The organism is Caballeronia sp. KNU42, assembly GCF_053760385.1.
This window is the reverse complement of record NZ_CM132388.1, coordinates 3,619,791-3,632,329: the sequence shown is the minus strand read 5'-3', so window position 1 is coordinate 3,632,329 and position 12,539 is coordinate 3,619,791. Positions and strand designations below refer to the sequence as shown.

The 12,539-nt window shown below is 56.2% G+C and carries 9 protein-coding genes and 1 tRNA gene; 6 read left to right on the top strand and 4 right to left on the bottom strand.

What is annotated here, in order from left to right; translation table 11 throughout:
- Window positions 1-109 precede the first annotated feature (109 nt).
- The 3 genes from ACSOSP_RS16275 (at window position 110) to ACSOSP_RS16265 (ending at window position 5,616) form a co-directional block, all read left to right on the top strand.
- A tRNA-Met gene (locus ACSOSP_RS16275) sits at window positions 110-186 on the top strand.
- A gap of 857 nt (window positions 187-1,043) precedes the next feature.
- Window positions 1,044-2,888, top strand: a complete 1,845-nt coding sequence (locus ACSOSP_RS16270; protein WP_455308287.1) for a site-specific DNA-methyltransferase — start codon at window positions 1,044-1,046, stop codon at window positions 2,886-2,888.
- Between the two features lie 13 nt (window positions 2,889-2,901).
- On the top strand, window positions 2,902-5,616 hold the full coding sequence (locus tag ACSOSP_RS16265) for a DEAD/DEAH box helicase (RefSeq protein ID WP_455308285.1): 2,715 nt from the start codon (window positions 2,902-2,904) through the stop codon (window positions 5,614-5,616).
- Here ACSOSP_RS16265 and ACSOSP_RS16260 read toward each other — a convergent pair whose 3' ends face one another.
- From ACSOSP_RS16260 to ACSOSP_RS16250, 3 genes are all read right to left on the bottom strand, one after another.
- On the bottom strand, window positions 5,617-6,504 hold the full coding sequence (locus ACSOSP_RS16260; protein WP_455308284.1) for an alpha/beta fold hydrolase: 888 nt from the start codon (window positions 6,502-6,504) through the stop codon (window positions 5,617-5,619).
- 37 nt (window positions 6,505-6,541) lie between these two features.
- Window positions 6,542-7,591, bottom strand: coding sequence for a DedA family protein/thiosulfate sulfurtransferase GlpE (locus ACSOSP_RS16255; protein WP_455308282.1), 1,050 nt, complete (start codon window positions 7,589-7,591; stop codon window positions 6,542-6,544).
- A gap of 157 nt (window positions 7,592-7,748) precedes the next feature.
- Entirely contained in the window at window positions 7,749-8,426 is a 678-nt protein-coding gene (locus ACSOSP_RS16250) for a FadR/GntR family transcriptional regulator (protein WP_455310990.1), read from the bottom strand.
- A 174-nt stretch (window positions 8,427-8,600) separates the two neighbouring features.
- On the opposite strand from ACSOSP_RS16250, the gene dgoD reads away from it, so the two are divergent.
- Window positions 8,601-9,749, top strand: coding sequence for a galactonate dehydratase (gene dgoD / locus ACSOSP_RS16245; protein ID WP_047895817.1), 1,149 nt, complete (start codon window positions 8,601-8,603; stop codon window positions 9,747-9,749).
- Window positions 9,750-10,050: 301 nt separating this feature from the next.
- The gene (locus tag ACSOSP_RS16240) at window positions 10,051-10,356 is read left to right on the top strand and encodes a hypothetical protein (protein ID WP_455308280.1); all 306 of its coding nucleotides are present in this window, start codon (window positions 10,051-10,053) and stop codon (window positions 10,354-10,356) included.
- Window positions 10,357-10,379: 23 nt separating this feature from the next.
- Here the strand turns inward: ACSOSP_RS16240 and ACSOSP_RS16235 are convergent, their stop codons facing one another.
- Entirely contained in the window at window positions 10,380-11,315 is a 936-nt protein-coding gene (locus tag ACSOSP_RS16235; RefSeq protein ID WP_455308279.1) for a CopD family protein, read from the bottom strand.
- Window positions 11,316-11,763: 448 nt separating this feature from the next.
- On the opposite strand from ACSOSP_RS16235, the gene ACSOSP_RS16230 reads away from it, so the two are divergent.
- Window positions 11,764-12,525, top strand: coding sequence for a c-type cytochrome (locus ACSOSP_RS16230; protein WP_455308277.1), 762 nt, complete (start codon window positions 11,764-11,766; stop codon window positions 12,523-12,525).
- The last annotated feature ends 14 nt before the right edge of the window (window positions 12,526-12,539 follow it).

Below are 12,539 nucleotides of genomic sequence, written 5' to 3'. Positions count from 1 at the left end.
TTCGGGGAGCGATTTTTGGGGTGGTCGCTTTCTGGGCTACGTTGTCTCTAGGAATGAGCCTGGAAGGGGTTGACAGGTTTCGCAACCCTCTTCATAATCTCGATCTCTTGGCGAATTAGCTCAGCCGGTTAGAGCGACGGAATCATAATCCGCAGGTCCGGGGTTCGAATCCCTGATTCGCCACCAGTAAAAATCAAAGGGTTACCAGCGCGAGCTGGTAACCCTTTGTCATTTGGAACAGTGGATCTGTCACAGGCAAACAGTTGTCTTCGGCACCGCGTGAAACCGGACAACAGGCCAGCCGCTGAGGTTGCCATCATTGATGTGTTCTAGCCGACTCTGAGGCTTAGCGCATTGCGTATTTCGGCTCCTATACGGCCTTGCACAAAGGCGTAGACATGCATGCTCATCAACAAATCGGTCTGCGGCCTATACGATCTTTTTTTCACCGAGGATGTCTGAAGACCTCTCTTCCTTCCTGCTGTGACGCCCGCCGCGCGCCGCGATTCCGCAGCATAACTAAGAGGTTATGTTGGCGGAAGGACTCTCTATGGCCCACCCACTGCACACGCGGAAATGTTAAAAACAACCAGGGCTGCCCGGCTCACCGAGAGTTGGTTGGCTTAGTAGGTACCTTTCCGGTAGCACGAACTATTGACTCGATAGCGCTGCACGATTCGGATTCTACCGTCACATGCGCTAGTTCGCACGCGCCCGGCCTTGTACCCGACAGGCCGCAGCATCGTCGAGAAACATGCACTTGTTGAACCCGGGAGCCGTAACGACCAACGGCGTCAGCAAGCTATACTTTTGTACAGCCGCTTGCATGATCGAGTCGATTGAGGCTGACATATAACTGTTGACCCTTTTTCGAACCGAACGGCGACGCAAAGTTACGATTCGATCGCTCAAAACTGCCTTTTGGGATAGTGCAACGGAAAAGCACGGCAATCGACTATGTCGTCGAAATTCGTCCAAGACCACTTGTGGACTCGAAAACGGCGTCACTCCAATTGGCAAGTAACGAAATGGGAATCTAAGGAATGAGCAATGCAAGCTTACTGTCGCAACTAGATAGCCTTAATGAGCAGCAACTGCGCCGACTCCTGGTGGAGCACCTCACCAAACAGAAGTTAGGACTCTACTGGGAAGCTAACGCGATAGAGCGTGACAAAGCGCTGAACGCAAACCTCGTGATGCCAGTCCTCCGGCAAGAATGGTCGATGCTCGCGCCGAGAGGAGCCGCGTGCGCCAACCTCATTATTGAGGGCGACAATTACGATTCGCTCAGGATGCTCAGATCAACCCATCGCGGAAAGATCGGAGCTATCTATATTGATCCTCCGTACAATACAGGAAATAAAGACTGGGTCTATAACGATTCCTATGTCGGAGCAAATGATCGGTGGCGTCACTCTCAGTGGTTGGAATTTCTTTATCGTCGACTTGAACTCGCTAGAGATCTATTGACGCCCACTGGCGTGATGATGGTTTCGATTAACGACGAGAACCGAGCGCGTTTAGAATTGCTTTTGGACGATGTCATGCCGGGCAGACGCTTAGGAACGATTACGTGGAGGACTAGGCAGGGATCAAATGCTGATCAGCAGTGCTTCCTTAGCGTTGATCATGAGCATATATTAGTATACGGCAATCCAGAATTCCGCTTTAAGGGATTTGAAAAAACATATGAAATGTATGGAAATTCCGACAATGACCCACGAGGTGATTGGCGGCCCGACAATCTCACACTGGGTTTTTCGTATAAAGAGCGCCCGAACTTATATTATCCGCTTATCGATCCAGATAAAGGAATATCGTACCCCTCAAACCCTGACCGGGTCTGGGTTTATGCTAGCCAAGACCGATTAAAAGAAGGTCAAACGGTCCAGACGCGAACGATGGAGGAATTTATCGCTCTTGGACAAATAATTTTTCCGTCAAATCAACGTGTCGAAACTTGGTCAAATATGGCGGAGCTGTTTAGGGCGATCGATACTGGTGATGTGCCGAAAAGCGGAAAGACTCCATTATTACGTCGAGACCTACCAAATCTGGATTTTTGGATCGGGCGACCTGTTGGCTTTGGACGACCACAGTTTAAGCGTTATAAAGCAGATCTGCGTAATCAGACCCAACCTTTGTCAAGCTGGATCGTACCGACGTTCGAAGAAGGCGACTATGAACTTGAGGCAAATCTCGTTTCCGGAACTAACCAAGAGGGTGCTCGGCTAGTAACAGAGATCTTCGGCGATCGCGCTTTTAACTACGCCAAACCGTTATCTTTGATAAAGGGGCTTCTTGAACAAGCGACCGGTCCGAACGACATTGTTTTAGATTTTTTTGCTGGTTCCGGCACCACAGCACAGGCAGTCTTGGAGTTAAATGCGAAGGATGGAGGTCAGAGGAAATTTATTTTGTGCTCTAGTACAGAAGCGACAAAAAAAGAAAGGAATAAGAACCTCTGCCGGGATGTGTGTGCCGAGCGTGTGCGTCGCGTTATTAAGGGATATGGCTCCACTAAGGGCCTTGGCGGTACTTTTGCATACCTGCAACTCGAACTGGTCGAACCGGCTGACCTCGCATTTGACGTTGCGCCACACCAGGCGTTCGAGCTACTTAGCCTACGGGAAAATCAAACAATTCAGCCCGTGGAAAACGGGTCTGTACAATGCATTGCTGGCAATCATGAACTCGCCATTTTGATGTGCACCGATGTGACGGTCGAAGCAGTAGAGAAAATAGCTTCGTGGCCGGCACGCCGGCTGGCCGTCTACTCAACAAGGCCGGATGCTGTATTAGAAAGACTTGCTGCTTTTGGCGTTCAGATAAATAGCTATTCCCTGATTGACGCGCTCCTGCGCGGTCAAACGACGTTCGCAAACTAACTGACAAGATTCGATGACAATCCACGGCGACACTGAAGTTCCGATGAATGCTCTCTTGACGGCTGGGCAAGCTGAGATCAACGAGCCGGAGCCTTTTCAGTTTGCGATCATTCGCGGCATTACCAAAGCGTTGCTCCGTGAAAGCCGACCGCCTTGCCTCTTACGGGCGCCTACAGGATCGGGCAAAACTTACATGCTAGCGCAGGTCTTATCAAATGTAAGCGCCGAGCGCTCTGTCCTCTGGTTTTGGTTTGTCCCCTTTGTGAACTTAGTAGCGCAAACACTAGATGCTGTCGCAAGTCACGCAGCGGATCTAACTCCGCTTCTTCTTCCCCACGGACGCAATCAAGACGCGGCTCCAGGTCAAGTGCTGATCTCGACAGCACAGGCCGTCTCAAGGGCGCAGTGGAGAACCCAGGGCTACAACGCTGACGGGAATGACGAGACTCGGACGTTAGCGGAGCTACGTGCACGGGCTATCGCGAAGAATCTTGCGATTGGGTTGGTCGTAGATGAAGCTCATATTGCCTTAGATAAGACCACGGAGTTCGGCAAATTCGCACAGTGGCTGAACCCGGACTTTCTTGTCATGGCAACTGCCACGCCCAAGGACCAAAGGCTCCTTGATTTCCTTGCTGGAGCTGGACGATCGGAATTCGAATCATTTACGGTGAGTCGCGACGAAGTCGTCTCAGCGCGCCTCAACAAGAGGTTTATCGAAGCGATAATCTACGACATGCGAGCCAGCGTTCAAACAGTCGCGGACTTAAAACGCACTGTTCTGCGCCAAGCGTGGAAAAGAAATCAAAAACTGAAAAAATTACTCCAAAGTGAAGGGATTCCGCTCGTCCCTTTGCTGCTTGTCCAAGTTGCAAACGGTGCTAAATCGGTGGAGGAAGCGGAACAGGACTTAATGGGTCTATGCAACGTACCAGCTCATGCAATTGGGAAGCACTCCTCCGATGATCCGGACCCCGTGCTAATGGCCGCGATTGCCAACGACTCCTCGAAAGAGGTTTTAATTTTTAAACAGTCAGCGGGTACGGGCTTTGATGCTCCGCGCGCGTTCGTGCTTGCATCAACAAAAACCGTCAACGATCCAGATTTCGCAACTCAGTTTATCGGTCGGGTTATGCGGGTATCCAAGGCGATTCGTTCACGATACGTAAAAACGGATCGCATCCCTGCGGACCTTGACACTGCATACGTCTACCTTGCTAACGCGGAAGTGCAGCGCGGCTTTGAGGCGGCGGTTGCAGCAACTGGTCAGATTAAAAGCCAGTTGGAAGGTCATACAGAAAAATTGATAACGCGCCAAACAATCTCGGGCGCTGTTGTATACAGCAACCAACCGACATCGCAGACACCGTTACTTTACGATCTTCACTTCCCAGATTCGAAGCCGTTGAACGTTTCACGCGAAGATGATCCTCCGAGCACCAAATGGCCGAACCACAGAATACAGGACGAGCTGTTTGCTGAAGCCCCGAATGGGCTGGATGAGGTTCTACCGGATCTAGTAAAACCAACGAAAACAAAATTCGTGATCGCCGTTAGATCGGAGAAGGATCTAGAAGCAGCTTTCGCGGAGCGCAGGATCCGCATGTATCCGTTGCGTCGTTCATTGGCAAATGTGCCCAGGTCGCTGAAGCGTGAAGTGCGGCCGGAACTTACCGACATGAGTGCGATTTCTCGGAGCGTTGCCGCAAAGCTTGATTTTCCGGGCAAGTTAATCGAGGACGCGATAAAGGTTGCCTTGAATCGCATGAAAGAAAATGAGATTCACACCGAACTGACGACCAGAGCGCAGCACGACGAGCTGGTTCACATCGTTACGGACAGAAATGCGCTCTGGAAAACAGCGTATGCGTGCTTGAGAAATCTGCCGCAGGTAGAGGAAGCTGATTGCCATTTGATTACAGACGTCATCGCTCAACGGATGATGCCAATGATAGAAGATGCATTTGACAATACCGAAGAAGACCAAAAACCCACTACAAAAATAATGCATCGATATGCTCGGGATGCGGCGCATTGGATAGTAATCAGGCAGGTCGACCGGCTAGCCGAAGCACTGCACGAAGCAATTGCGTCACAGGCTAAAACAGTTGACGCCGAGCCACTTCCCAACGCAATGTTATTTCCGTCCGATATATCATTGAGTACGTCGCGAAAAAATCTATACGGCGTTCTGCCGCCGACAACCGACGAGTTGGCGCGTATTGAGCAAGTTCTTTTCCTTGGCGATAGGGCCTATCTGGCTGAACGCACGTGGCCTTTGGAGCAAGGACGATTTATAACCGGCAAGTATGACGGCGTGTCCGCGCTTAATAGTGAAGAGAGGGTGTTTGCTAAGGCACTAGACCGGTCAGATTTCGTCGAGTGGTGGCATCGAAATCCGGATCGAAAACCATACTCCGTGGCTTTGGTCCGAGGCGAACATAAGAATTTCTTCTACCCGGATTTTGTGGTCTGTCTACGCCATTACCCGGGCGATGAACCGATAATGCGGCTTGTCGAGACAAAAGAGAACGTTAAAGACGCGGCGCGGAAAGCTAAGCACATCCCCCCTTTCTATGGAAAAGTATTGTTTCTAACGAAAGATCACGAGCGGCTACGCTGGGTTAACGAAAACGGCACTCTCGGAGAGGATGTCGACCTAGAGAACTTGCTCGAGGTTAGGGAGTGGCTTCGCGGAACCCGGCCAGTCGCAAACGGAATCCACTAATCAGTCAGGATTTGCAACCACACGATTGAAGGCTCCCGCATGCGTGACATTCATCCCATGCGATGCGCCTTCAATCGTGACCCTGCTTACGTTCTCAATCCAACGTTCCAGCGCGTTGGCAGCATCTCGAAACATCCTCGGACTCTTCTCCCCATCGATAAGCAGCGTAGGGCATTGCACCCGCCCCGCCGCATGCGCATCGTAGGCCGGCAACGGATCACGAAACTGCAACGCCAACGTATTCGCGTTATCCATCGCCATTGCCTTGAACTCTTTCGGACTCCTCGCCCAGAACCCAGGCCGACTCACCGAATCGACAAAAAGCTCCAACCCCGCATCAACCTCCCCGCTACCAATCAACTCCGCCGCCTTAGCCCGCAGCGCATTAATCGGCGCAGGCAGCACCGTCCGCGCTCGCCCATCAGCACCCGGCCGAGCCACCGCCCCACCCGGATCAGCAAGCACCAACGACTTCACCAACTCCGGATACCTCACGGCCAAATGAAACGCAACACACCCACCTCTTGAATGCCCGACAACATTCACCGCCCCAACGCCCAGCCGCTCGATAAACCGCCCCAATTCATCAACATGCGCGTCCCAGCTAAATTGCCGCGTGCCACCCGCCATAGCTCCAAACCCCAACACCCCCGAAGGCCAATAATGCGAAAGACTGGGCGCAACACATCGATACTGCTTCGCAAGCGGCCCTAACTGCGGCTTCCAGTATCGAAAGTCACAAAGCGACCCATGCACGAACAGCATCACCTCGTGATGCTCGTGCCCGGTCTGTACAAAGGGAACTTGCAAACCATCATCCAACGTGGCGATATCTGGCGCTGGCAGGCCAAAAAGTTGCGAGGGATCCACCCCATCCAACAGCGTCATCCGACACAACTCCGCTTAGCGAAAAACAACAAGAACCTCACTCCGGCGCCGTAGCCCGAACGGTCACCATATCGCCGATGCTCCGATCATCGTCGTCGTCGAGCGAAGAGGAAGAAGATGAAGAACCCCCAGAACCCGCCCGCAACGAATCCAAAGGAATAGCCTCCACCGGAAACCCCTTCTTCTCCCACGCGTCCAACCCGCCCTTCAGCGGCCGCACGTTCCGAAACCCCTTCGCCTGCAACTGCCGCACGATATGCTTGGCCGTCGCTTCATTCGGACACACGCAATACACCACGACCTCGTGTTCCTGAAACATCGGATCGATTTTCCTCGACGACTCCAGGTCCAGCGGAATCGCGCCTTTGATGCGATGCGCCTCCTTCTTCCTCACGTCTTCCGGCCGGGCATCGAAAATAACCGGCGGCGCATCGGAGCGCATCATTTCATCGAGTTGTTCGGGCGAGATCCGATACTTCGCGAGCCATCGACGGAACTGGATGCGGCGCGCCCATCGGTACGCCAGAAACGCACCCGCGGCCATCCCGAGCACATCGAGCGCGGTGAGCCCATACGTCCTCACGAACACCAGCAGATGCGCCACCTCAGTCTTCAAAATCGCGCCGCCAAGCATCCACGACGACGCCCACAACGCAGCGCCCACCAGGTCCCAGAACACGAAAACGCGCACATCGATCTGCGTCGTCCCGAGCAACGGCGACGACACCAATCCCAATCCCGGAACGAATTTAGAAAGCGCCAGCAAAGGCACGCCGAACCGCTCGAACCAATGCCGGGCGGTACGCAAAGTGGTATCGAGGGAAAGTGAAAAGCGCACGAGCGACGTCAGGAACCGCCGGCCATACAACCGTCCGGCAGCAAACCAGAGCGAATCGGCGATAACCACCGCGATGACCGCGGCCGCCAACATATGCCAGAACGAAGCCAGCCCGGCCGCGACTAACGTGCCGGCGAGCACCAGCATGGGTGCAGCGGGAATGGGGACGCCGAGCTGGGTGGCGAGCACGCTGACGAACACGGCCCACGCGCCCCACGAGGACATGACGGAGATCGGGACGTGCGGCAAATCGGGCTCCTTCGGAAGGATGCGGAGCGCCGCGTGTCGGATAGAACAGCTAAGAACCTCGGCTAAAACCAATCCCAAACAGCGCTCGGACCCGCAACTTTATCTCGAAAATGAAATTATCGCCGAGCGTGCCGAACGTCGTTTATCTCCCGTCTATCTACCCTTCAATCCGCGCTCGAGTCACGCCGAGCAAACCGCCCATCGCATCCCTCGCCGCCGCCGAATTCCGCGCGACGATGGCATCGAAAACGGCCGTATGTTCCGCCATCGATGCGTTGAAAACCTCCGCCCGCCGCGCATTCAACCGCAACTGCGCCTCGAGCGTGCGCTCAATCAGCGTCCCGAGCGGCACCAGCAATTCATTGCTGCACGCATTCAACACGCTCAGATGAAACCGCAAATCGGCACGAACCCATTCATCGACATTGCGCGCGTCCAGCATCGCCTGGTGCGCATCGCCGAGACGCGCTAACGCATCGTCATCATGATTCGCTGCGGCCAACGCGGCGGCATAAGGCTCGATCATCTCGCGCATTTCCTGCAGCTTGATCGCAAACTGCAACGGCTTGGCGACTCGCGAGTACCACTCGAGAACGTCGGCATCGAGAAGATTCCAGGCGTGTTGCGGCCGCACGCGCGTCCCGATCTTCGGCCGCGATTCAATCATTCCCTTCGATGTCAGCGTCCGCAACGCCTCCCGCAGCACGGTTCGGCTGACGCCAAAACGCTCCATCAATTCGGCTTCGCGCGGCAAAGTGGACGCGGGCGGAAAATCGCCGCGCAAAATCTCGGTGCCAAGCTCGTACGCCACGCGTCCGTGCAGATCGTGCTGGATAACTTTCCCCTTTTTCGCCGAAACGTAACGCTATATAGAACCGACGCGATTATACAAACCCTTCCCCGACAAGCTTTTTCGTCGAATAGTACTATTAATATACACAACAAACCAAATTTTGATAGCATAGAAACCCTCGTTCCCCACTCACCGGAAAAATCAGGAGACGCCAGCATGAAAATCACCAAACTTGAGACTTTTATCGTTCCGCCGCGCTGGTGTTTCCTGAAGATCACCACCGATGAAGGCATCGTCGGCTGGGGTGAACCGGTGGTGGAAGGCCGCGCGCACACGGTCGCAGCCGCTGTCGATGAGTTGTCGGACTACCTGATCGGCAAAGACCCGTTGCTGATCGAAGACCACTGGCAAGTCATGTATCGCGCGGGGTTTTATCGCGGCGGGCCGATCGGCATGAGCGCGATCGCGGGCGTCGACCAGGCGCTCTGGGACATCAAGGGCAAGCATCACGGCGTGCCAATCCACGCGCTGCTCGGCGGCCAGGTCCGCGACCGGATCAAGGTGTATTCGTGGATCGGCGGGGACCGCCCGAGCGATGTCGCGAACAACGCGCGCGCCGTCGTGGACCGTGGTTTCAAGGCGGTGAAGATGAACGGTTCGGAAGAACTTCAGATCATCGATACCTTCGACAAAGTCCAGGCCGTCATCAACAACGTGGCGGCGGTGCGTGAGGCGGTGGGACCGAATATTGGCATCGGCGTGGACTTCCACGGCCGCGTGCACAAGCCGATGGCGAAGGTCCTTGCGAAGGAACTCGACCCGTACAAGCTGCTGTTTATCGAAGAGCCGGTGCTGTCGGAGAACGTGGAAGCATTGCGCGACATCGTGAATCAGACGAGCACGCCGATCGCGCTCGGCGAGCGCTTGTACTCGCGCTGGGACTTCAAGCACATCCTGGCCGGCGGTTACGTCGACATCATCCAACCGGACGCGTCGCACGCGGGCGGGATTACGGAGTGCCGCAAGATTGCATCGATGGCCGAAGCCTACGACGTCGCCCTCGCCCTGCATTGCCCGCTCGGGCCCATCGCGCTGGCGACCTGCCTGCAAATCGATGCCGTCAGCTACAACGCCTTCATCCAGGAGCAAAGCCTCGGCATTCACTACAACAAGGGCAACGACCTGCTCGATTACATCAAGAACCCCGAAGTCTTCAAATATGAAGACGGCATGGTGATGATTCCGCAAGGACCGGGCTTGGGCATCGAGGTGAACGAGGAGAAAGTGCGCGAGATGGCCAAGGTTGGGCATCGCTGGCGCAATCCGGTGTGGCGCCACGCGGATGGCAGCGTTGCAGAGTGGTGATATGAAGAATTGCGCTGCAGCGCACTATGCGGAAGCGGCGGTCGTCGTAGAATAGCGTTTATTGAGACAGCAATTTCGTCTCGATGGCGTTGCGTAACATGCTGGCGGGTTCTCATCGGCCAACGGGTTACGGCGCCGGAAGCGGCTTCCTTGTGGCACATAAAGTCTCACGAAACCTATGTGCCGCAAGGATTTGCTGCGATGGCGACGCCTGGCCCGTGTTTTGCATTATCTCGCGTACGTGTGTTTGTTTCGACCCAGCGCCCGGGAAGAGCGCGACGACCAAGTTAGAGAGTCCAGCATGTCTTACTACACGCTTCCAGATGAATTCGTCCGCACGCAGATGGCGGTCGGCGCGTTGGTGCTGTTCGGCGTGCTGCGCGTGATCTGTGCCGCCGTGGGCGCCCAGCACAGCTGGCGCATGTCGACCGTGACGCGCTGTTTTATCGGCGCGGCGGTGCTGTTTTGCTTGCCGCAACTCCTCGATGTGCTCACGTCATCGCCCATGTCGCACCGCGCGTTCATCGAACTGCAAGGCAAGGCGATCGGCTGCGCGCTGGCACTGTTCTGCGCTCCGATCGTGAGTCATCGACTGGGCTATGAGTGATTATCGGCATCGTTTAGCCTGAATCAACCCATCGCAGAAAAACCCGGCACGCTGTGCGACAGCACGGCGGCCGCGACAAACACGGCAACAATCAGCAACGCCTCCATCCGCATGACACCGGTGAACGTGTGCGCATCGACTGTCGATGCGGTGCGTTGCAATCGCGGCATGACGGACCATCGGTTCATCGCGCCGAGCAGCAACGCGGTCGCGATCAGCACGCCTTTCACGACGAGCGCGTGGCCCCAACCGCTCGTTTCGAGCGCTTCTGCCGAACCGCCCAGCCCGCGCCACGCGTTGTATATCCCGGTGAGAATCACCAGCGATACGGCAACCACCGCCGCCGTGGATACCTTCCCGGCAATACGAATCAAAAACGCCCGCGCAAGCGATGTCCCCAGTGCCGGCAACACCCGCCACGCACTCGCGATAACCAACCCGCCCCACACGGCCGTCGCCAAAAGATGAACGGTTTGCACGCCTTCGGCCAAAGAAAACGCGCCGGCATCGGCGGCATGTCCAATCGACGCCTTACCCGCCGCGGCCACGAGCGCCCCGACCGCGAACAGCCCGAGCCGGGGACCGCCCTTCGGGTTACCCAAGACCGTAGCCAGGATCAGCAGCACGCTTCCGCTGAACGCGATCGCCCAGCCCATGCCGGCGTGCGTGCCCGTCACAACGGTGACAACGGCATCGAAGGCTTGAAACAGAGGCGCGCCGCTCATCGATGCCGCCTGCAACCACACCAGCACAAGATCCGCCAACGCGAGCACGATCGCGCCGCCCGTACTCACCCGCCGCGCCCTGACCCAGCCGAGACGCGCGGGCGAAACGGGCGCAGCCGCGTTTTCCTTCGATAACCACACGCTCAGAAACGCCCCGCCGAGCGAGCAGGCAAACGCGATGTCGGCGAGCGCGGCAATGAGGACTTGAGCGAACCACAGCGGATCGTCACTCATGACCGCGGCTCAACGAAGCGGATCGATTCAGGCTGAAAGCAAACAAGGAATGCATTGAAGGTTCGATGAAGGGTCGAGGAAGAAACAAAAACAAAACAAACCGCTGGAACGCGAGTCTAGCGGAACGGGCAGATGGAATGCACCGGAGCGCAAGGACATCCAAGCGACACAAAACCGCCGCTAAACGTCGCAATTTCCACCGATGCTTCGTCAAACATCGTCTACCGTTAACTGTCACGCATAGTCAAAAACCCCTGTCGATCGGTCGCGTGACAAATTGTCGCGTACACGTTGAAAGTGCGATGAAACAGGGCTATGCCCAAATAGTCATCATCAGGCATCGATGATAGAATGCCGCGTCGCATCAGGGGCTCGCAGAGCCAATGTGGCAATGGTTCACCACATATTCGCACCGGGCCGAACGAAGCTCGGCAGGTCCTCGAAATTCATGGAGTGTCGCGTGTCTTCAAGACGCATCTTTCGTCCGTTGCTCGCCCCGCTAATGGCTCTGGCGCTGACCGCCGGTACCAGCATTGCCGGCGCAGCAGAAGCCCCGGCGCCCGCTCAAGCCGCCGCCCAGCCAATGGCGCCGGACACCATGGCAGCGCGTGTTCAGGGTTGCACGGCATGTCACGGCGTCCACGGCGAAGGCACGGACAACGACTATTTCCCGCGGCTTGCCGGCAAACCGGCTGACTACCTGTACAACCAGTTGCAGAACTTCCGCGAAGGTCGCCGGAAGTATCCGCCAATGAACTACCTCGTCACGTATCTCTCGGACGACTACCTTCATCAGATCGCCACGTATTTCTCGCAACAACGTCCGCCGTATCCGCAGCCGGCCAAGCCGACTGTATCGGGAACAACGTTGTCCAAAGGCCAGCAACTCGTGCTGAACGGCGACGCAGGACGCGGCATTCCCGCCTGCGCGGCGTGCCACGGCACGAACCTGACGGGTATGCAACCGGCTATTCCGGGTCTCGTGGGATTGCACCCGGACTACATCAGCGCGCAGCTTGGCGCCTGGCGTGCGGGCTCGCGCCACGCAATCGCACCTGACTGCATGCAACAGATCGCCACCCGCCTGACCGACGACGACGTGACCGCTGTCGCCGCCTGGCTCTCCACGCAAACCGCACCGGCTAATCCGGTACCCGCGCCCGCAGGCTCGCGCAAAACGCCGCTCGCCTGCGGCAGCGAACCGCAATAAGGCGCGAGGAGCGA